This is a genomic window from Rhodococcus sp. ZPP, assembly GCF_017656075.1.
Taxonomy (GTDB): domain Bacteria; phylum Actinomycetota; class Actinomycetes; order Mycobacteriales; family Mycobacteriaceae; genus Rhodococcus_F; species Rhodococcus_F oxybenzonivorans.
In genome coordinates this window covers 5,226,036-5,245,990 of the sequence record NZ_CP058638.1, presented here as the reverse complement: position 1 = coordinate 5,245,990, position 19,955 = coordinate 5,226,036, and the positions used below count along the sequence as shown (strand labels likewise).

Here is a 19,955-nt window from a genome sequence, read left to right as displayed (position 1 = left end):
TCAGACTGGGCAATCAGCGGAATGGCTGGCGCGAACCGATGCACACCGTTCACGAACATACATACTTGGGAAATTGCGTAGTGGAGCGCGCCAGCCACCTCGGTCGGCTTGTCGCTAGTCGTCACGGTTTCGCTTGGTCGCGGGCCATCGGATCCTCACGTAGCGCAGCAGCATTCGGCGGACGCGGGGGTGATTACGCGTCCACCGAGGCGATCTCAGCGCGCGAGGCGTAAGAGGCACCGAGTCGGCCGAGTCGTCAACTGGCATGCACAGGCGATGCCGGCGTCACGTGTTTTCTTCTTCTGTTCGAATGCCGTCACCGCCGACACGACCAGCGTCGAGGGGTTGGCATGGTCCGGGAAACGCGATTGCATGTGCGCGACCAGTTCGCGTGCGTTCTCCAGATCATCGACGTCGGCGACGAATTCCTGCAGGTATTCACGCGTTTCGTCGATGCACGCGGCCGGGTCGTCGAGTTCGGGGCGCTTGTGTCCGGCGAACACCGTGGTGGGGTTCAGCGAGGCGAGGTAATCGACGCTGGCGACGCCGGCCAGTCGTTCCGGTTGGTCATTGCCAGCATGAGATTGACACCGTTGTAGACGACGACATCTCCGGCGATCACCGTGTGCAGGGTAGGGATATGGATGATCGCGGTGGGCGAGGTGTCGGCTTGCTCGATCTCGATGGCCGGCATTTCCGTGCCATCGACGGGGAGGACAAAGTTGTCGAGCGGTTCGGGTACCGCGGCGTTGTCGAGGGCCTGACCGCCGAAGAAATCGCGGACGTAGGCGCGATCACTCTCGAGGTTGGTGGCGATGGATTTCGCCCCGGCCGGTACTGCGACCGCGCGGGCTTCGGGAAATCGGTTCAGCAGCCGCTCGAGACCGAAGTAGTGGTCGAAGTGGCCGTGGGTGATGAAGACCGTGGTAAGCCGCGTGCCCGAGTCCTCGATCTGCACGATCATCTCGTCGCCGTCGGTGGCCAGGAACTGGATGTCGACGAGTATCGCTTCGGTCGGCCCGGTGATCAGGGTGGAGGTGGTGGGCGAGAACGAACCACCACCGGGCAGTTCGAACATTTGGCTGGTATAGACATCGATCGCGAGGTCGCTCACGGATATTCGTGCTTTCTGTGAGTTCTTCATTCTGGGGCTTTTCGGTGCTGCCGGGGATCTGTTCAAGTGCGGCCGATCATCCGATTTCACCTGCGCGTATCGCCTCGGCCAGCGAATGAACGCGGCTGAGATGATGGGCGCCGTAGAAGTCGGCCTCGGTCAGGCGCTGCTGGTCGGCGATGGACTTTTCGGGGTGGGCGAGCGCAGCCGCGACGATGCGGCCGTGCATCCACGCCCCGACGAGAAGGCTCAGCATTGTCAGATAATCAACCGAGGCGGCGTAGGCGTCACGAGGATTCTTCGCCGCGTGAGACAGAAGTGTCTCGGTGGCGTCACGCACGGTCTGCAGGGCGCGATCGAGCCGTTCGCCGTACGCGCCGCCACCGGCTGCTCGATCACCCGAAGCGATCCGATGTTGGAGTCGATCTGATCGAACAAGCGTCGCGCAGTCACTCCCCCATCGCGAATCAGTTTGCGGCAGAGCAGATCATTGGACTGGATAGCGGTAGTGCCCTCGTAGATCGGCATGATCCGAGCATCGCGATAGTGTTGCGCCGCACCCGCTTCTTCGATGAAACCCAATCCGCCGTATACCTGGACCCCGTCGGAGGCGATGCGGACGGCTTCCTCGGTGAACCAGGCCTTGAGGATCGGCACACAGAACTCGGCGAGCTCCGCGGCGTCGGACGAGTCGGTGCGCTGCCAGCGGTCCAACCACTCGGCGACCTGCATCGAGAAAGCGCGCATCGCCGAAATAGAACTCGACATCGATGTCAGCAGGCGAGCAACGTCGGGATGCTCGGCGATAGGGGTACCCGACGGTCGTCCGACCACCGTGCCCTGCACTCGCTGCTGCGCATAGTCGAGCCCGATGTCGTGAAAGACGACTGGTCCATGCGATCCGCGCGTAGTCGCCACAGACCTTCCACTTTCCATCGTTGAGGACGGGCGCCACCGGCTTGTCGGGTCGCGAAGATCGCACTCGTGCCCGCCGTCCGAGCGGTCGACCAGCGTCACGTACGCTGACGACTCCACCTTTCATCACCTCAGGAAAGAGATCATGGCGCGGTTCGAGAACGTCAGCGTGGCCAAGAAGGCCAATGTGTACTTCGACGGCAAGTGCGTGAGCTACAACATTGAGCTCGCCGACGGCACTTCCAAGTCGGTCGGTGTTATCCAGCCCTCGACCCTGACGTTCAACACTGCCGCGCCGGAAATCATGGAACTGATAGACGGCGAATGCAAGGTCACGCTCGCCGGCCAGACCGACACTCTCACCTACCGCGGCGGCGAATCGTTCAACGTCCCCGGCAACAGCTCATTCGAGATCGAGGTCCTGACAACGCTGCACTACGTCTGCCACTTCGGCTGAACTGGCCGCGGTAGCGGCGCCCTGGCGCCTCGGGACCGCCTCATGGCCGCGGCGCAGCTGTTGTACACCGAAGGCATCCGCGCTGTCGGGGTCAATCGGTTGCTCGAAGAAGCGCATACCCCGACCATAGACTCTCTATCGGCATTTTCGGTTCGAAGAGGGCCTGGTCGAGGCGATCCTGGTCGACAAGGACTGCCGTGTACGTGCCGAATTCGAACGCGAAGTGGAACAGGTCGGGGATACCGGCTGGGAGCGCGCGCTTGAGGCGTTCGACTCCCTCGGACGATTGGTCGAGGACCAGGAATACCGAGGGTGCACATTCATCAACGTCGCGGTGGAAATGACCGACCAGGAACACAACTTCGCGGTTATCGCGGTGGCTCACAAGAACTTCGTTCGCGAGACCTTCGCGCGGTACCTCACCGGAGCCGGCATCGAACAGACCGAGCCGCTGGCCACCCAACTTCTGATCTTGATGAACGGTCTTTTCGTCAGCACACAAGTGCATTCGAACTTCCGAGAAGCGGCTTCTCAGGCCCGCCTGGCTGCTGAGGTGCTTCTCGATGTCGCGCTTGCCGCGGACCTGCGATCTGTGTTCGTGAGGTGAATCCAAGCTTGGTCAGAATGTGTTCCACGTGGCCCTGCGCGGTGCGCGGCGATATCACCACCTGGTGCCCGCCGAGCAACTTGCCGGGAAGGTGGTACGGGACACGATCAACTACTACCCGTCTCGCGATGGCCGGATCGCCGAGCTGGACTCTGAGCAGACCACGACCAGCGAATTGGTTCAAGCCCATCTTGTCGACGCCCAAGTGGTGAAATCTTTCAATAACATTCTGGCGCACCACATTCCCGTTCTCGCCCGACCGGCTGGTGCCGACGACCGCAGCGCATTGCCGATTGCCGGTGACGACGCTCGCGCCAAGGAGATTGCGGCGTTCCTGATCGACCGGTTGGGCTTCGACGCAGTCGATGCCGGCACGCTGGCGCAGGGTTTGGCGATTCGAGCCCGAGACTCCTGCCTATACCCCAGCCTACGCAGCAGACCCGGCATCGCTCGCAGAGAACTTCCAGACCGACCCCGGCATTGCACCCTCCGCCGATTCTGTCCGCGCCCTACTGGCCGATGCTCACCGTCCACCGGTGGCGGACCGGGAGTTCTGATCCCAGGGGCCTGGTTGACACATTGTAGGATGTGTCTCACTATCGATACATGACCGCAAATGTGTCGAGCAGCGTGTCCTTTGTGCCGAGGTCGGGTGACTCGTGGCGCGACCCGTGGCAGATGTACGCGCAGTTGCGCGACCACGACCCTGTGCACCACGTCGTTCCTGAGGACCACCCGGAGCACGACTACTGGGTGCTGTCCCGGTACGCGGATGTCTACGCTGCCGCGAGGGACGCGGGCACGTTCTCCTCCGCTTCCGGACTCACCACCACCTACGGCGAGCTGGAGAAAATCGGGCTGCAGGACAACCCTCCCCTGGTGATGCTCGACCCGCCCGATCACACCGCGTTCCGGCGGCTCGTGTCGAAAGGTTTCACACCACGCCAGGTCACCGCCGTGGAGCCCGCCGTCCGGGAATTCGTGGTGCAGCGGATCGAGCGGCTCCGCGAGATCGGCGAGGGCGACGTGGTGAAGGAGCTGTTCAAACCCTTGCCCAGCATGGTCGTCGCCCACTATCTCGGGGTTCCCGAAGAAGACCGGGACCGGTTCGACGGCTGGACCGAGGCGATCGTGGCGGCCAACGCCCAGGGCGACACCCTGAACGCGACCGTGGCGATCACCGAGTTGATGACGTACTTCTCCACGCTGATCGAGCGTCGTCGCACCGAACCCGTAGACGATGCGATCTCCCACCTCGTCGCCGGTGGGATGGGCGCCGACGGCGACGTGGAAGGTTTGCTCTCGATCCTCGGATTCGCCTTCACGATGGTGACGGGCGGCAACGACACCACCACCGGAATGCTGGGCGGGGCAGTGCAATTGCTGACCGAGCGCCGCGACCAACGGCAACTGCTCATCGACCGCCCCGAACTCGTCGGCGATGCCGTCGAAGAACTCCTGCGTCTGACGTCGCCGGTGCAAGGCCTCGCCCGCACCACCACGAGGGACATCGAGATCGAGGGCACCGTCATCCCGAAGGGGCGAAAGACGTTGCTGCTGTACGGTGCAGCGAACCGCGACCCGCGTCAGTTCGGGTCCGACGCCGAAGAGGTCGACGTGCAACGACGGCCGAAGCAGATTCTGACGTTCAGTCACGGGGCCCACCACTGCCTCGGGGCGGCCGCTGCCCGGATGCAGGCACGCATCGCCCTGGAGGAGCTGCTCGCCCGCTGCCCCGACTTCACCGTCGACATCGATGCCGTCGTCTACGCGGAAGGCAACTACGTGCGCCGCCCGACGGGTATCCCGTTCACGGTGCGCGGATCGTGACCGGGGACTGGATGCGCGACGAACGTCCCCGCGTCGCCGCCGAACGCATCCTCGATGTTGCGGCCCAGTTATACGTCGAGAACGGTATCAACGCCGTCGGGATGGCCGAGGTTGCCCGGGCCGCAGGGTGTTCGCGCGCCACCCTCTACCGTTATTTCGACAGCCGACAGGCTTTGCAACTCGCCTTCGTCCATCGCGAGGCCCGCCGCATCGGTGCGCTGATCGCACACGACGTCTCGGGAACCGCCGACCCGCAGAACGTGATTGTCGAGGCGATGCTCACGGCGATCCGGCTCGTCCGCCGCGACCCCACCTTGGCCGCCTGGTTCCAGTTGGGCGACTCGGGACTTGCCGCACAGATTGCGCACTCGTCGGAGGTCATCGAGTCGCTGGGCGCCGCCTTCCTCGGGCAAGCGGGAGTCGGTGGCGAGGAGACGTCACGCCGGGCGCGATGGCTCGTCCGCGTCATCGTCTCGCTGCTCACCGTTCCCGGAGTCGACGACGACGATGAGCGCGCCATGATCGAGCAGTTCGTCGCGCCGGTCATCACCGGCCCGCGCGAACGGGACGCTCGTTCGATCTGACGCAACGGACGTCCGGTTCGTGCGGTGGGATGGACGGACAGGGCAGGGCAGGCACAGGGCAGGCACAGGGCGTTCCGGGTGGACTGGTACGGAATCCGAGGGGATGTGCGCACCAACGCTTATGATGCGTCGGAAGCGCGTCCCCCACCGAAGGAGTCGTGATGTGCTCGCCACGGATCATGAACCACGTGTACGGAGCGATCGAGGGCCGCGGCCCGCAGATGACTCGTCGTGCCATGTTCGGGGCGTTGGGTGCGGCGGCGCTCGCAGCGTCCACGTCAGGTTCGGTGTCCGCTGCGCCCGTGCCGCAGGTGGCGCCGCCTGCGGGACCGATCGTCGATCTCACGCACGTACTCCGGGCCGGCTTCCCGGTCTGGCCTGGCGCGCAGGGCTTCGAGATGCGAAATCTGGCGCAGATCGGCGGTGGCACGGGATCACTGGGGTCGCTCGCCCCCGGCGCCGCAAGTGTGTTCTACAAGAACGAATTACGCCTCGACGAGCACACCGGCACCCACATCGACGCTCCGGCCCATGCGAGCGCGGGCGGCATCACGGTCGAACAGATTTCGCCCCGCGACCTGGTGGCACCGATCGCTGTCATCGACATCGCTGCGCGTGCACACACCGACAACGACGCCCTGTTGACCCGGCAGGACATTGTGGACTGGGAGTCCGACCACGGCACGCTGCCCGACCGCTGCCTCGTGGCGATGCACTCGGGGTGGGCGGATCGCGTGGGACAACCAGGAGCATTCGTCAATGTGGACGCCGCAGGCGTCCAGCGGACACCCGGATTCGACCCGGACGCCGTCGACTTCCTCCTCCGCGAACGCGACATCGTCGGGCTCGGCTCCGACACCCTGAGCATCGACGCCGGGCGCAGCACCACGTTCGGCGCTCACCTCGGCGCGCTGGGCGCCGGCAAGTACGCGGTGGAAGTGCTCGCAAATCTGTCACAGATACCGCCGGCGGGCGCCACCGTCATGGTTGGCGCACCTACTCATGCCGGTGGGTCGGGTGGACCGTGCCGAGTCCTCGCCTGGATCTGAACCCCGCCGTCACCCTTGCGGTGTCACCCGGAGTACCTGGTCGGTGTCACCGTTGTCGGTGGTGACGAGCAGCGAGCCGTCGGGAGTGGGGGTGACGGAGCGGAGCCGACCGTACTGATCCTGCAGTCCGAACGTCTGAGCCGTCACCGACTGGCCGTCGGCGGCCAGGCGAAGGAAAATCAGCTGTTTCGTCTTGAGCCCGCCCATGACGAATGCGCCGTTCCACGGCCCCCAACCCGAACCGGAGACGAATGCGCCACTCCCCGTAGCCAGCGTCGTGCTGCCCGAACTCCACACCGCGGCAATCGCATTCGGTACCCGGACCGGGTCGGTCATCGGTACGGATTCGTCATAGATGCCGGGGATACGATCTGGCTTGTATCCGTAATTGCCACCGGCGACGAGCAAGTTGACCTCGTCGTCCCGAGTGGTGCCCTGGTCGACGGCGTAGACGCGGCCCGTGCCGGGTTGCTGCGCGAGACCTTGAGCATTGCGATGACCAAGTGTGTAGACGGGGCTGTCGGCATTCGGATTTCCCGCGGCCGGTGTCCCGTCCGGGTTGATGTGAAGAGTTTTACCGCCTAACGAGTCCGGGTCCTGAGGCACGCCCGGTGCTGCGGTATCTCCCGTGCCCACGAAAAGGGTGCCGTCGGCGGCAGTCAGAATTCGGCATCCCCCATGGCGCCCGTCCTGGACGGGTATACCGGTGAGCACCGCGGCGCCGCGGGTCAACTCCGTCCAGGTCGAGTCGACGGTCCACGATTGGATCCGGATGTCGGTGACGCCGCCACCCTGAAATCCCTGGCAGGTGTACAGCCTTCGGGACTGCGCGAAATCCGCAGCCAGCGCGATCCCCATCAATCCCGTCTCACTCTGCACGTACAGGTCGGCGAGGTCCGCGGCGACCGGACCGGTCGATCCGTCGGCGCGACGGACGAAGAAACCACCCGACCGCTGGCCCGTGAGCACGGCACCGTCCGGCGCCTGCACGGCATCCCAGGGATGATCGAGTCCCTCGAGGAGCGGGGTGACCGTCAGGTCCGGGAGGGTGTCTTCCGTCGGAATTTCAGGGTCGCCGCTGCCGGACCCGAGGCTGCCCGTGTCGAACGGGAACGGCGACGGTTGGGCCGTAGCCTGCGCTGTCGGAAGACCGAGAACGGCTGTGGTAGCGAGAGCGAGGGCGGCGAGCTTGGACTGACGCACGGATACTCCTCGGGTCGACTGCGGTATGCCGGTCACTATAGGCGGGCAGAGACCCGAAGTGATCTTGTCGGTCAGGACCGTGTTGCGCACACAAGGGCGAAGCGGTCGTCCGGGTCGCTCCACGTGCGTTCGACCTCGAAACCGGCCGCGGCCAGCTCCCCCGCGATTCCGGGGAGCGTGAACTTCGCGGAAATCTCCGTGCGCATCTGCTCGCCGCGAGCGAACTCGACGTCCAGGTCGAGTGCCGCAACCCGGACGGACAGGGTGCGCTGAGCTTCGAGCCTCATCTCGATCCACTCGTTATCGGCGTCCCACAGCGCGATGTGCCGAAACGCGTCCAAGGGGAAGTCTGCGTCGAGCTGACCGTTCAGTACCCGCAGCACATTCAGGTTGAACTGCGCCGTCACGCCGGCGGCGTCGTCGTACGCCGGGACCAGGACGGCGGGGTCGGTGACAAGTCCGACTCCGAGGAGCAGATGTTCCCCTGGCTCGAGCACGTCGGCGATTCCGGCGAGAAACTCGGCCCGCTCGCCCGGGACCATGTTGCCGAGTGTGCCCCCGAGAAAGGCGATCATGCGGCGACCGCCCCGCGGAAGGTGATGCAGCGACTCGGTGAAGTCGCTGACCACGCCGTGGACGGTAAGGCGGGGGAACTCGGCCCCGATCTGCTCGGCGGCGCCCTGCAGCGCCGACACCGACACATCCTGCGGCACATACGTATGGAGGGTTCCGTGTCGGGTTCCCGCTTCGAGCAGCAACCGCGTCTTCTCGGAGGAGCCGGAACCGAGCTCCACCAGAATTTCCGGTGCCGCCACCTCGGCGATCTCCCCCGACCGTTGCCGGAGCAGTTCCCGCTCGGTGCGCGTCGGGAAGTACTCCGGCAACGCGGTGATCTGTTCGAACAGCTCGCTCCCACGCGCGTCGTAGAACCACTTGGGCGGCAGCCACTTCGGATTCGACGTCAGCCCCACGGTCGCATCCTTGCGGAGTGCGTCCTTCAGCTGGTCCGGTTCCAGATACACCTCGAGGGTCGGTGCGGTGGTCATCAGGCTCCCATCTCGAGCGGCGTGATTATCAGATGTCCTGGGCGGGCGTACACGATGTGCCGGTCCGGTACCGACTGCCACCCGGGATCGTCGTCGAAGGGTTCGGACATGACGATTGCCCTGTCGTCGTCGACGAGCACGGACAGTGAGTGATCCCAGGTGGTGGCCCACAACTCGCGGCCGTCACCGAGCAGAAAATTCAGGCGCGACTTCGGTGCGGCTGCGTCGACGGCTCGAATCAGCGTGGTGAGCGCCTTCTCCGGCCCCTGTTCCGCGAGCGCTCGTTGCAGCAGTAACCACAGCGCAGCCGAATCGGTCGGCGCCTCGAGTTGCAGGAGGTCTGTCACCGGAAGCTGCGCGGCGAGCGGTCCGAGTGTCTCGGGCCACCCCTTCACCAGACCGTTGTGGCTGAACGCCCACGTCCGATCGGTGAACGGCGCGCAGGCCGTGGCCTGCACGGGCATACCCACCGTTGCCGACCTGGTCGCGGCCACCACTGCGCCGGACCGTATCTGGGGCAGCGTCTCCCGCAGTACCGGATCAGACCACAGCGGCTGCTGGCTGCGGTAGCGGGAGAAGGCGTCCTGTCCCCACCACCCGACACCGAATCCGTCCGCGTTGATCGTTCCGCCGTGGCGCATGTCCCGCGGCGCCCACGACTGTCGCAGCAGCGAGTTCTCACCCCAGCCGATGAGCTCGCCGACGGACACATCCGGTCCCAGATATCCCAGGTGCCGGCACATATCAGCGTTCGTCTCCCGAAATATCGCGTGCACACCGGAAACCCGAGAAGATCTGCCGTCGGATCGGGTGGTCCCAGTTCCGGAACGTGCCGCGGCATGCCACAGGATCGGTACCGAAGGAACCACCTCGCAATACCCGGTAATCCCCGCCGTAGAACACCTCCGAGTATTCGCGGTACGGGAACGCCGTGAATCCGGGATACGGCTCGAAGGGTGAGGACGTCCATTCCCAGACGTCACCGACGAGTTGGTGGACGCCGAGGGGCGATGCCCCCGACGGGTACGCTCCCACCACAGCCGGTCCGAGGAACCGCTGTCCGAGATTGGCCGACGAGTCGTCCGGATCGCTGTCACCCCACGGAAACCGGCGGGAGCGTCCCGTGGCGGGATCCCATCGAGCAGCTTTTTCCCACTCGGCCTCGGTGGGCAGTCGTTTGCCGTCCCACCGCGCGAATGCCTCGGCTTCGAAGAAGCAGACGTGCACCACCGGTTCCTGCGGGTGAAGTGGTTCGGGCACCCCGAACACCCGGCGCCACCAAGCGCCCCGGCCGTCGCTCTCCCAGAACTGCGGCGCTTCGAGTGCCGCCTCACAGCGGTGCGCCCACCCTCGCTCACTCCATAGTTCGGGTCGACGATATCCGCCGTCGTCCATGAACTCGAGGTAACGACCGTTGGTGACGGGAACGGCGTCGATTTCGAAGGACGGCACGTACACCGAGTGTGCCGGGCGCTCGTTGTCCAACGCCCAGGGGTCGTCCGACGCGCCCATCGTGAATGTTCCAGCTGGGATGATGATTTCCTTCTCGGTCACCGGCACCCCGACACGCGGCGCGGGCTCCGCAGTGAGAACCGGCGCTCCGGAACGCAGTTGATGGGTGGCGAGCATCGTCTCGGCGTGTTGCTGCTCGTGTTGGGCGATCATGCCGAAGGCGAATCCGTGTTCCTCGAGCGGCCTGCCGCGAAAGGTGCTGCTGTCGAGGACGTCCCACGCCTTGTCGCGGACTGTACGGACGTAGTGCCGCGCTTCGGCCGGATTCAGCAGTGGCAACGACGGACGGGAACGCCGAGAATGCTTGAACGCGTCGTACAACTCGTCGATGTCACTACGGACCGGTTCACGGCCTCCGACATCGCGCACGAGCCATAATTCCTCTTGATTACCGATGTGGGCGAGGTCCCAGACCAGTGGGCTCATCAGCGGCGAATGCTGCGCGACGAGGTCGGAGTCGTCCAGGCAGTCCGTCAGTCCGGCGGTTCGCCGGCGTGCACGGGTGAGCACGGCCTCGACCTTCTCGCGGGTTCCCATCAGCTCTCCTCGCCCGGAGCGTGGCCCCGGCAACATCGTTCGGCGGCGGCATCGAGAAGTCGGACGAACTCCGGGTCCGGCGAATACGACGCCGCCAGCGACAACAGAGCCGTTGCCGCTGCGCGCAATTCGAGGTCGGCCAGGCCGAACTCGGCGGCATCACGCCAGCGCTCCGACGTCGGAAGAGCGGCGGCAAGCGCCTCGGCCATGACACCCGGACCCGAGAGCAACGCGTCGATTGCCGCCACCGGCACCCGCCACAGATTTCCTGGCTGCGCGTCGAGGTAGCGCACCTCGAGGTAACCGGCGGCACGGACAGGAGGGAACAAGGTGGTGAGGTGGTAGTCGAGATCCGCGGAAGTCGGGGAGCGTCCGATCACGTCGTCCAGGGCCCCGTCCACCCAGTCGCCGAATGTCGCCTCCGGCGGCGCAGTCCAGTCGGCGCCGTCGCCCCGGACACACAGCAGCGGTACATCCAGCACCCAGCGGGCGTAGTCGCCGCTGTTCCGCGTTCCGGCGGTTCGAGGCGAATCGAGTTCGAGCCACGTTCGCATCCGCTGCGACGCCCACTGCCCGTCCGGCACCCCGTACAACCGAGGGGAGCACGCGAAGGCCGCGATCAGAGCAGGCCCGATTGCGTGCAGCAGCTGCCAACGCTGCTCCACGGCCGCTGGGTCCGCGCCTGCGTCGACGCTGACCTGCGTGGCAGCGGTATTGCACATCATGAGTTTCCCGTAGGGGCCGATCTCCCGAAAGCGCGACTCCATCGCGCAGTAGCGCGGCGATTGAAGGAGGCGGTGGGCAGGACGGCGCGTGTCCGCTGCCTCGGACGACATGAGAATTGCCCGGGTAGAGAGCAGATCGGTGAGAACGGCGTAGTCCGCGGAGAGGTAGTCACACAGTTCGCGAGCGGAGCGGCAGGGAGCGCTGGACAGTTCGATCTGTCCGCCCGGTTCGACAGTGACGGCGCTGCCGCCGGGGAGTGGCTCGGCTGGTGACGAAGGGTCGATGGTTCGTGGAGTGTGCGGCCCGAGGGCGTCCGCAAGAGCTGCCAGATCGGGACGCACGAATTCGGGCACCTGCGCGGTGAGCCACTCCAACTCCGCGCCGATCAGCTGCGGGGGACCCAATTTGAAGCAGACGCCGCCTATGTAGGCCTCCGCAGCAGGTCGCGACGTGACACCGACTCCCTCGACGGACTGGATCGCAGTACCCATTCCACCCTCCCTTTCGGGCGCCGCCTGAACGTCGTTATCGACGATAGAGCGCCGGGCCCACCTATGCACGTGCGAACGGCAATACTTTTCGTCAGTCCGCCGCGGTACGTTCGACACCATTCGCATTGAACAGGAGGTATCCGACATGCTCGACCGCGAGCGCGCGCGAAGGGACACCCCCGGCTGCCTCGACAAGGTGTTTCTGGACAGCGCCGGGTCTTCGCTTCCGCCCACCCCGGTACTCGACGCGGTCTTTGCTCATCTGCGCCGCGAGGCCGACGTCGGCGGATACGTCGCGGCCGCGGAACGCGCTGGTGACCTCGCCTCGGTGAAGACCTCCATCGGCCGGTTGATCGGCGCGGGCGCCGACACCATCGCACTCGTCGACAGCGCCACCACCGCATGGAACGACTTCTTCCAGGCCGTCCCGTTGAAGCCGGGTGACCGGGTCCTTCTCTCCGAAGTCGAGTACGCCAGCAACGCGATCGCCGTTCTTCAACGGGCACGGTCCACGGGCGCCACCGTCGACGTGATTCCGAGTGACCCGTCCGGCCAGATCGACCTCGTCGCTCTCGAAAAGCTTCTCGACGACCGCGTCCGTCTCGTGTCCTTGGTGCACGTGCCCACCAACGGCGGGTTGGTCAACCCGGTCCGCGAGGTGGTCGACCTGGCACACGCCCGGGGAGCTCTCGTGCTTCTCGATGCGTGCCAGTCCGTCGGACAGATCGCACTGGACGTGGCCGAGCTCGGCGTCGACGCGTTGTCCGCGACCGGCCGCAAGTGGTTGCGCGGACCTCGAGGCACCGGGTTCCTGTACATCGCCGATGAACTGACCACGACCCTCGAGCCGGCGGCACTCGACCTGCACAGTGCCGAATGGACCGGGGCCGAGGACTACCGGATGGCCTCAGACGCGAGTCGGTTCGAGTTCTGGGAATGCGACGTCGCGGCCCGGCTGGGCCTGGGCGCGGCAGTGGACTATCTCCTCGACCTCGGTATCGACCAGGTCGAGGCGGCTGTGGTCGACGGCGCCGAGTACCTGCGTTCGGGGCTGTCCGACATCGACGGCGTCACGGTGCGCGACCTCGGGACCCGCCGCTGCGGAATCGTGTCGTTCACCGTCGACGGTCTCGATCCGCGGGATGTGCGTGCGCAATTGGCGACTCGCCGGGTGACCGTCACCGCCAGCCTGCGCGGATCGACCTTGCTCGACATGAGCGCTCGCGATCTGGACGCCGTCGTGCGCGCCTCCCCACACTATTTCTGTTCCCCGGACGATCTCGATCGGACACTCGCGGAAGTGGCAGCGCTGGCGAAGTAGAAGTAGTGGTTCCGGCTGGGGCTGCGACGTAATCTGGGAGCACCGACAAGCCAGGACGCGAGAAAAATGACGAATCCGGCATCGACGGCGTTGCCCCGCTTCGCCGCAGAGAAGGTCGTGCAGCTGCAGACCCGCAAGCGGGATGGGACCTGGGTGGACACTCCGGTCAATCTGGTGGTGGACGGCGAACGTGCCGTCTTCCGCACTCCGGGCAAGGCGTCGAAGAACAAACGGCTCCGCAACTTCCCCGAAGTCCGGATCCGCCCCTGTACCTGGGCAGGCAAACCGACCGGGCCACCGGCCCGGGCAACGGCTCGTCTGCTCAGCGGCGAGGAGTCCCGCGCCGCCGGCGTGCTCATCGACAAGCGGTACCCGGTTCTGCAACGAGTTTTCGTCCACCTCGCCCACCGGCTGATGCGGACGGAGACGCTTCATTACGAGCTGACCGATGTGCGTGATCTGGAGTTATAGGCACAGCGTGAAAATCGCCTCCCACTCAGCGAGACGACAGGTCGACTCCCGGCTATAACAGGTTACAGTTCGGATAGCCGTGCATCGTCACATCCGAGCGCCCGAGAGGACCACCCATGGCCGAACCGACTCCGATCCGCCCGCGACCCGTTTCCGAGATCGCCGCGTGGGACTACGAGGCCGACGTCGTCGTCGCGGGGTACGGGATCGCCGGTGTGTCCGCGTCGATCGAGGCGGCACGGGCCGGCGCCGAGGTACTGGTCCTCGAGCGCACCAGCGGCTGGGGTGGCGCAGCCTCACTGGCGGGGGGCTTCATCTACCTCGGTGGCGGTACACCCCTTCAGAAAGCCTGTGGCTTCGAGGACTCGCCCGAGAACATGAAGAAATTCATGATGGCAGCCCTCGGCCCCGGCGCCGACGAGGAGAAGATCGCCGACTACTGCGACGGCAGCGTCGAGCACTACAACTGGCTCGTCGAGTGCGGCGTGCCGTTCAAGGCGAGCTTCTGGGGAGAGCCGGGCTGGGAACCGCCGTTCGACGACGGCCTCATGTACTCGGGTGGTGAGAACGCGGCACCGTTCAACGAAATCGCCACACCTGCACCCCGCGGACACGTTCCGCAGATGGACGGCAAGCGCACCGGCGAGAAGGGTGGTGGCTACATGCTGATGAAGCCACTCGTGGAGGCCGCCGAAAAGCTGGGTGTGCGAGCCGAATACGACATGCGCGTGCAGACTCTGATCACGGACGACACCGGTCGGGTCGTCGGGATCATCGCCAAGCAGTACGGCAAAGAGGTCGCCGTCCGGGCCCGACGCGGCGTGGTCCTCGCCACCGGGAGCTTCGCCTACAACGACAAGATGATTCAGGCCTACGCTCCCCGCCTCATCGGCCGGCCCGGGGCCGCCATCGAGGAACACGACGGCCGGTCGATCCTGATGGCCCAGGCTCTCGGCGCCGACCTGGCCCACATGGACGCCACCGAAGTGGCGTTCGTGTGCGATCCCCAGTTGATAGTGCGAGGCATTCTGGTGAACGGTCGCGGACAGCGGTACGTCCCGGAAGACACCTATTCGGGGCGCATCGGTCAGATGACGTTGTTCCACCAGGACAATCAGGCGTTCCTCGTCATCGACGAAGCGGCCTACGACGAAGGTGTTGCCGCCACCACCGCCACCCCCTTTCTGCGCGTACAACCCAAGTGGGTCGCCGAGACCGTCGAGGAACTCGAGTCGGACATGGGGCTGGCGGAGGGTGCGCTCCGATCGACCGTCGAGGTCTACAACAAGCACGCCGCCGACGGCGTCGATCCCTTGCTGCACAAGAAGTCCGAGTGGGTGAAGCCGATCGGCTCCCCCGTCGCCGCACTCGACCTGCGCGGGTTCACGCTGGGCTTCACTCTGGGCGGGCTGCGGACCACCCTCGACTCCGAGGTACTACACGTCTCCGGGGAGCCTATTCCCGGACTCTTCGCAGCGGGCCGCTGCACGTCGGGTGTGTGCGCGGGCGGATACGCCAGCGGGACCTCGCTCGGCGACGGCAGCTTCTACGGTCGCCGGGCGGGCGTGGCCGCCGCGAAGCAGAGCTAGTCGAGCACCCGCACGCTCACGCCGTCCGCGAAACGGTAGGGCTGCGTGCTCAGCACCGCGCCGAGAGTCTTGCGCAGACGCGAGACCTCGGCGCGGACGGCCACCACGTGCTCTCGGTCGCCGAACAGCGCCTCGCTGAGGGAAGCAGCATCGACACCGCCCGTTCCCGCCACCGCCAACACCCGGAGTATCTGCGCATGCCGCGGCGAGAGGGCTTGCGTCCAGTTCGCATCTCCGCACACCGTCACCCGCGGTGACGCGCCGAGGTCGAGTTCCACCTGCAGTCCCGCGCCGTCGACCCGGCGACGCACCAGCCACCCGTCGCCCAGCGGTTCGGGCACGCAGATCCCGAGCCCGGGGACGAGGAGCGGTTTGCCCTGACTCGGCGTAGCCAGCCGCTCGGGTGCAGCGATCCCGGTCGCGCCCGCCACCCAGCCGTGCTGATCGACTACCAGAGCCGGACCACCTGCCGAAGCCAGCAACGGGGCAGCCCGTCCGCGCAACTTCTCGAGTTGCGCGGTGTGCTCACGCCACAGGGTGGCCTCGGCGAGGCGAACCGCGGTGCGCACGAGTGCGACCGTGGTCGGATGAACCGACATCGCCGATCCGCTGATGTCCACCACGCCGAGAATGTCCCCCGTGCGCGGATCGTGGACCGGCGACCCGGTGCACGACCACCCGTGATGCGACGGCGCATAGTGCTCCGCCGAAAAGAGTTGTACCGCCGCATCTTCGACGAGAGCCGTACCGATGGCGTTGGTGCCCACCGCCTGCTCCGCCCAGCGCGCGCCCTCCGTGAACCCGAGCGCATCAGCGGCTTTGCGCACTCCGCGTGATCCCTCGCGCCACAGCAGCACGCCGTCGGCATCGGCGATGACCACGATGAAGTTGGCGTCGTCGGCCACTTGCGTCAGCGTGTTACGCAGCTCGGGGAGAACCGACCTCAGCGCGGTGCGCGTCCGGCGCTCCTCGATCTCCGCGAAGTCGGCCGGTTCCACGTCGGCACAATGATCGGGGGTCACCCCACCTGCCTGCAGTCGCGACCACGAACGTGCCACCACGTCCCGCGGCATCACCGGCGGCTGTTGCCCGGACAGCACCGCGTCGTGCACCCTGCTCAGCAATCGGGCATGCCGTGACAGATCCACGCCGCTGGCCACCGCGGTCAACCGGTCGGCGCTCCGGGGTTCTGTGCTCACAACGCCGAGGCTACCCCCGGCCATGTGAGCCACACCACTAGTCCATCATCGGGCCGGCGGCAGGACTGTGCCCGACATCGTGAGGGCGTCATCGAAACGACGACCCGATTAGCAGGCCCGGCAGCCATCCGGTAGAGTTCCGTAAGTTGTCTCGGCGAGGGTGAACCGGCATGTTCGATACGCTGGATTACCGTGATCGACGCGGCTACGGCTCAGCTCGAGCGTTTCGCTCCTGGCCCGTGCGCCCGTTCGTCCCTCACCGACGACAAGACGCCAGCCAGTAACCACCGTGAGTTGTAGGAGCCGTTTCACCATGTCTGACGAAAACACCCTCGTAGCCGCCGTACGCACCGAGTTCGGCAAGGGCGCCGCCCGCCGCGCCCGCCGCGATGGTCAGGTTCCCGCTGTTCTGTACGGCCACGGTGAGGATCCCCGCCACCTGAACCTGCCGTCGCGCGACTTCGCCGCGATCCTGCGTGCGCACGGAACCAACGCCATCCTGAACCTCGACATCGACGGCACCCCCCAGGTCGCCCTCACCAAGTCGGTCGTGATCCACCCGATCCGCAACTACATCGAGCACGCCGACCTCCTCGTCATCAAGAAGGGCGAGAAGGTCACGGTCGAGGTCCCCGTCGTCGTCACCGGTGAGGCAGCGTCCGGCACCCTGGTCGCCCAGGACGCCGCCACCATCGCTCTGGAGGCCGACGCGCTGCACATCCCCGAGCAGATCGAGGTTTCGGTCGAGGGCCTCGAGGCCGGCACCCAGATCCTGGCCAACCAGCTCGAGCTGCCCAAGGGTTCGACCCTGCAGGCCGACCCCGAGCTGCTCATCGTCAACGTCGTCCCTGCCCCCACCGCAGCCGACCTCGAGGAAGAGACCGGCGAAGCAGCCGGCACCCCTGCCGAAGAGGGCGCCGAGAGCTGATCCTCTCGCAACCGCACTGAACTCGGCGGCGCGTCGTCCCGGACACTTCCGGGGTGACGCGCCGCTCTCGTGTGACGAGAACCTGCCATAGGGAAGGACCTGCCGGTGAGTGAAGACACGGCTCTGGTGGTCGGCCTGGGAAATCCGGGACCGCAGTACGAGAAGACCCGGCACAACATCGGGTTCATGGTGGCCGGTGTGCTGGCCGGTCGCATGGGAGCGAAGTTCAGCGCACACAAGAAGAGTGGCGCCGACATCATTCAAGGGCGGCTCGAAGGGCGCCCGACGATCCTGGCGAAACCGCGCTCGTACATGAACCTGTCGGGAGGCGCCGTAGCCGGGTTGGCGCGGTTCTTCTCCGTCGACCCCGACAACATCGTGGTGATCCACGACGAGCTCGACCTCGACTTCGGAACCGTCCGTTTCAAGCAGGGCGGCGGCGAGGGCGGTCACAACGGTTTGCGGTCCATCTCCAGTTCACTGGGCACCAAGGACTACCTCCGCACTCGCATCGGGATCGGACGACCGCCCGGACGGATGGACCCCGCGTCGTACGTGCTCAAGCCCTTCTCCTCGGTGGAACGCAAGGAACTCGACATCCTCTGCGAGGAAGCGGCGGACGCCGTCGAACTCCTGCTGAAGGTCGGCCTCGAGGCCGCGCAGAATCGCCTGCACTAGGCGCTCCGCGCTCGTGGGCCTTTCTGGTTGTTCCAGCGACCTGTCTGCGCTCAGGACATCGCGGACACTTGATGTCTCAGGACATTGTGAACCTTGTTCCGCTCATCCCCTGAGATCCTCGGGGATGAGCGGAACAGGGCTTTCGATGGATCCAGGGGTTGTGTCCCGACCAAAACCTCGGCGGTGCTGTGCGAAGCAGTGCTCCGGGGACGGAAGGGGTCATCGAGCTTCGGTCACAGCTCGAAAATCGCTAGACCACGACCTTTCTAGTCGTACGGTACTGCGCCGCCGGGTGCCATTCGGGGAGCCGGGGTCCGCCACCGAAGAGTTTCTCCCGCAAAGTTCCAGGCGCGTATTCGCGCTTTATCAGTCCACGGTCCTGCAGGACAGGTACTACGTGATCGATGAAATCGCGGTAGGTGCCGGGTGTGATGATGGAGATCATGTTGATCCCGTCAATTCCGGCAGATGCCCATTCATCCAATTCATCTGCGATTGACTCTGGTGTACCCACGACCCGGTACTTCGCGCCGAAGAATGCCGACAGGTCACGGACGGTCGGGTTTGCCCCGGCCGGCTGCTTGTCGATGAACAGTTTCAACGGGCCCTGAATTCCGTCCGCTGCCTTGATCAGTTCTTTGAGCGGGGTATCGGGATCGACGGTGGCGAAGTCGATGCCCATGAATCCGCCCCGATAGGCCATTGCGGCGACTGGATCGAGGTACTCGTCGAGGGCGGCAGCTTTTTCTTCGGCTTCCTTCATCGTGGACCCGACCACGAACGTCAGGCCTTGGAAGAACTGCAGCGTCTCAGGCGCCCTGCCGACAGCGCTGGCCCGGGCACGCATGTCTTGAACGACCCGCGCTGCATCTGCCGGCGTATCGGACATGACGAAAATTCCCTCGGCGTGGCGGACGCCGAAGTTCCGTCCGACGTCGGAGCCACCAGCTTGGAAGAGCATCGGGGTCCGTTGTGGAGAAGGAGCGACCTGAAGCGGGCCTTCGCACCGGAAGAATTCGCCCACGTGGTCGATTTTGTGGACCATTGATGGGTTCGCGTACACGCCGTTGGCCACATCTCGGACGATCGCGTCGTCGTCCCAGGAGCCCTCCCACAGTTTGTAGACGACTTCGAGGTACTCTTCGGCGATCGTGTAACGCTTGTCATGCTCGATCAGGCCGTTCAGGCCCACGTTGCGGTGGGCATTCGCAGAAGCGTTTGTGACGATATTCCACCCAATTCGCCCGCGTGACAGGTGGTCCAACGTCGCGGCCGATCGCGCGAATGAGTACGGAGGGTGCTGGATCGGGGCGCTTGTGTAGATGAACCCCAGGTGCTCGGTGGCCTGCACCATTGCAGGAACAAGCATCAGGGGGTCACCGATGGGGAACATTAACCCTCGCTCGGGGTAGATGTCCCATGAGCCCCCGAAGTCGCCGCCAAGGCCTGCGCCATCTGCAAGGAAGATCGCGTCGAAGCGACCCCTTTCGGCGAGTTGGGCCAACTCGATCCAGGTCTCCAGCTCATTGTGGAGGACGGTCTTGTTCTCCGGGTGACGCCAGATTCCCTGATTTACATGGGATACCGTGTTCATAGTGAACACGTTGAACTTCAATTCACGTGACATTTTGATTTCTCTCACTCGTCATTTTTCCGGAACCGGAGCACTCACGTCCGTTTTTACTCGATTTCCATTTC

At 65.4% G+C, this 19,955-nt stretch carries 21 protein-coding genes; 9 read left to right on the top strand and 12 right to left on the bottom strand.

Going from position 1 to position 19,955, the window contains the following annotated elements; translation table 11 throughout:
• Positions 1-215: 215 nt before the first annotated feature.
• The 4 genes from HYG77_RS39830 to HYG77_RS24310 form a co-directional block, all read right to left on the bottom strand.
• Positions 216-503, bottom strand: coding sequence for a hypothetical protein (locus HYG77_RS39830; protein WP_244373093.1), 288 nt, complete (start codon positions 501-503; stop codon positions 216-218).
• 11 nt (positions 504-514) lie between these two features.
• Positions 515-1,114 carry an MBL fold metallo-hydrolase gene (locus HYG77_RS24320; protein ID WP_244373092.1) on the bottom strand — a complete coding sequence of 200 codons (600 nt, stop codon included), beginning with the start codon at positions 1,112-1,114 and terminating at the stop codon, positions 515-517.
• Positions 1,115-1,190: 76 nt separating this feature from the next.
• Positions 1,191-1,454, bottom strand: a complete 264-nt coding sequence (locus HYG77_RS24315) for an acyl-CoA dehydrogenase C-terminal domain-containing protein (RefSeq protein WP_208960895.1) — start codon at positions 1,452-1,454, stop codon at positions 1,191-1,193.
• Positions 1,373-2,032 carry an acyl-CoA dehydrogenase family protein gene (locus HYG77_RS24310; protein ID WP_208960894.1) on the bottom strand — a complete coding sequence of 220 codons (660 nt, stop codon included), beginning with the start codon at positions 2,030-2,032 and terminating at the stop codon, positions 1,373-1,375. Before HYG77_RS24310 ends, HYG77_RS24315 begins: the two co-directional genes overlap by 82 nt.
• A 142-nt stretch (positions 2,033-2,174) precedes the next feature.
• On the opposite strand from HYG77_RS24310, the gene HYG77_RS24305 reads away from it, so the two are divergent.
• On the top strand, positions 2,175-2,486 hold the full coding sequence (locus HYG77_RS24305; protein WP_208960893.1) for a pyrimidine/purine nucleoside phosphorylase: 312 nt from the start codon (positions 2,175-2,177) through the stop codon (positions 2,484-2,486).
• Between the two features lie 91 nt (positions 2,487-2,577).
• On the opposite strand, the gene HYG77_RS24300 is transcribed toward HYG77_RS24305, so the two are convergent.
• Positions 2,578-3,099: a hypothetical protein gene (locus HYG77_RS24300; protein WP_208960892.1), complete on the bottom strand. Its 522-nt coding sequence runs from the start codon at positions 3,097-3,099 to the stop codon at positions 2,578-2,580.
• 600 nt (positions 3,100-3,699) lie between these two features.
• Between HYG77_RS24300 and HYG77_RS24295 the strand changes: the two genes are divergently transcribed.
• From HYG77_RS24295 to HYG77_RS24285, 3 genes are all read left to right on the top strand, one after another.
• Positions 3,700-4,923 carry a cytochrome P450 gene (locus HYG77_RS24295; RefSeq protein ID WP_208960891.1) on the top strand — a complete coding sequence of 408 codons (1,224 nt, stop codon included), beginning with the start codon at positions 3,700-3,702 and terminating at the stop codon, positions 4,921-4,923.
• Positions 4,920-5,507: a TetR/AcrR family transcriptional regulator gene (locus tag HYG77_RS24290; RefSeq protein WP_208960890.1), complete on the top strand. Its 588-nt coding sequence runs from the start codon at positions 4,920-4,922 to the stop codon at positions 5,505-5,507. Before HYG77_RS24295 ends, HYG77_RS24290 begins: the two co-directional genes overlap by 4 nt.
• Positions 5,508-5,668: 161 nt before the next feature.
• Positions 5,669-6,556 (top strand): cyclase family protein, encoded by an 888-nt coding sequence (locus tag HYG77_RS24285; protein WP_208960889.1) that lies wholly within the window; start codon positions 5,669-5,671, stop codon positions 6,554-6,556.
• Between the two features lie 9 nt (positions 6,557-6,565).
• Here the strand turns inward: HYG77_RS24285 and HYG77_RS24280 are convergent, their stop codons facing one another.
• The 5 genes from HYG77_RS24280 to egtA all read right to left on the bottom strand — a co-directional run bounded on the left by HYG77_RS24280 (position 6,566) and on the right by egtA (position 12,071).
• Complete coding sequence (locus HYG77_RS24280; protein ID WP_208960888.1) at positions 6,566-7,759, bottom strand: PQQ-dependent sugar dehydrogenase; 1,194 nt, start codon at positions 7,757-7,759, stop codon at positions 6,566-6,568.
• 71 nt (positions 7,760-7,830) lie between these two features.
• On the bottom strand, positions 7,831-8,805 hold the full coding sequence (egtD, locus tag HYG77_RS24275) for an L-histidine N(alpha)-methyltransferase (RefSeq protein ID WP_109332418.1): 975 nt from the start codon (positions 8,803-8,805) through the stop codon (positions 7,831-7,833).
• The gene (gene egtC / locus HYG77_RS24270) at positions 8,805-9,548 is read right to left on the bottom strand and encodes an ergothioneine biosynthesis protein EgtC (protein WP_208960887.1); all 744 of its coding nucleotides are present in this window, start codon (positions 9,546-9,548) and stop codon (positions 8,805-8,807) included. The genes egtD and egtC overlap by 1 nt, the downstream gene beginning before the upstream one ends.
• A gap of 1 nt (position 9,549) precedes the next feature.
• Positions 9,550-10,854 (bottom strand): ergothioneine biosynthesis protein EgtB, encoded by a 1,305-nt coding sequence (gene egtB, locus HYG77_RS24265; protein WP_208960886.1) that lies wholly within the window; start codon positions 10,852-10,854, stop codon positions 9,550-9,552.
• Complete coding sequence (gene egtA / locus HYG77_RS24260) at positions 10,854-12,071, bottom strand: ergothioneine biosynthesis glutamate--cysteine ligase EgtA (RefSeq protein ID WP_208960885.1); 1,218 nt, start codon at positions 12,069-12,071, stop codon at positions 10,854-10,856. The genes egtB and egtA overlap by 1 nt, the downstream gene beginning before the upstream one ends.
• Positions 12,072-12,216: 145 nt before the next feature.
• Here egtA and HYG77_RS24255 point away from each other — a divergent pair, with 145 nt between their 5' ends.
• From HYG77_RS24255 to HYG77_RS24245, 3 genes are all read left to right on the top strand, one after another.
• The gene (locus HYG77_RS24255) at positions 12,217-13,392 is read left to right on the top strand and encodes an aminotransferase class V-fold PLP-dependent enzyme (RefSeq protein ID WP_208960884.1); all 1,176 of its coding nucleotides are present in this window, start codon (positions 12,217-12,219) and stop codon (positions 13,390-13,392) included.
• A 66-nt stretch (positions 13,393-13,458) separates the two neighbouring features.
• Positions 13,459-13,863 carry a PPOX class F420-dependent oxidoreductase gene (locus HYG77_RS24250; RefSeq protein ID WP_109332424.1) on the top strand — a complete coding sequence of 135 codons (405 nt, stop codon included), beginning with the start codon at positions 13,459-13,461 and terminating at the stop codon, positions 13,861-13,863.
• Positions 13,864-13,979: 116 nt separating this feature from the next.
• Entirely contained in the window at positions 13,980-15,452 is a 1,473-nt protein-coding gene (locus tag HYG77_RS24245; RefSeq protein WP_109332425.1) for an FAD-dependent oxidoreductase, read from the top strand.
• On the opposite strand, the gene HYG77_RS24240 is transcribed toward HYG77_RS24245, so the two are convergent.
• Positions 15,449-16,675 carry a GAF domain-containing protein gene (locus tag HYG77_RS24240; RefSeq protein ID WP_208960883.1) on the bottom strand — a complete coding sequence of 409 codons (1,227 nt, stop codon included), beginning with the start codon at positions 16,673-16,675 and terminating at the stop codon, positions 15,449-15,451. The two genes, HYG77_RS24245 and HYG77_RS24240, sit on opposite strands and share 4 nt — an antisense overlap.
• A gap of 289 nt (positions 16,676-16,964) precedes the next feature.
• On the opposite strand from HYG77_RS24240, the gene HYG77_RS24235 reads away from it, so the two are divergent.
• The gene (locus HYG77_RS24235) at positions 16,965-17,579 is read left to right on the top strand and encodes a 50S ribosomal protein L25/general stress protein Ctc (RefSeq protein WP_109332428.1); all 615 of its coding nucleotides are present in this window, start codon (positions 16,965-16,967) and stop codon (positions 17,577-17,579) included.
• A 105-nt stretch (positions 17,580-17,684) separates the two neighbouring features.
• Positions 17,685-18,257 carry an aminoacyl-tRNA hydrolase gene (gene pth / locus HYG77_RS24230; protein ID WP_109332429.1) on the top strand — a complete coding sequence of 191 codons (573 nt, stop codon included), beginning with the start codon at positions 17,685-17,687 and terminating at the stop codon, positions 18,255-18,257.
• 250 nt (positions 18,258-18,507) lie between these two features.
• Here pth and HYG77_RS24225 read toward each other — a convergent pair whose 3' ends face one another.
• Positions 18,508-19,872 (bottom strand): NtaA/DmoA family FMN-dependent monooxygenase, encoded by a 1,365-nt coding sequence (locus HYG77_RS24225; RefSeq protein WP_244373090.1) that lies wholly within the window; start codon positions 19,870-19,872, stop codon positions 18,508-18,510.
• Between the last annotated feature and the right edge of the window lie 83 nt (positions 19,873-19,955).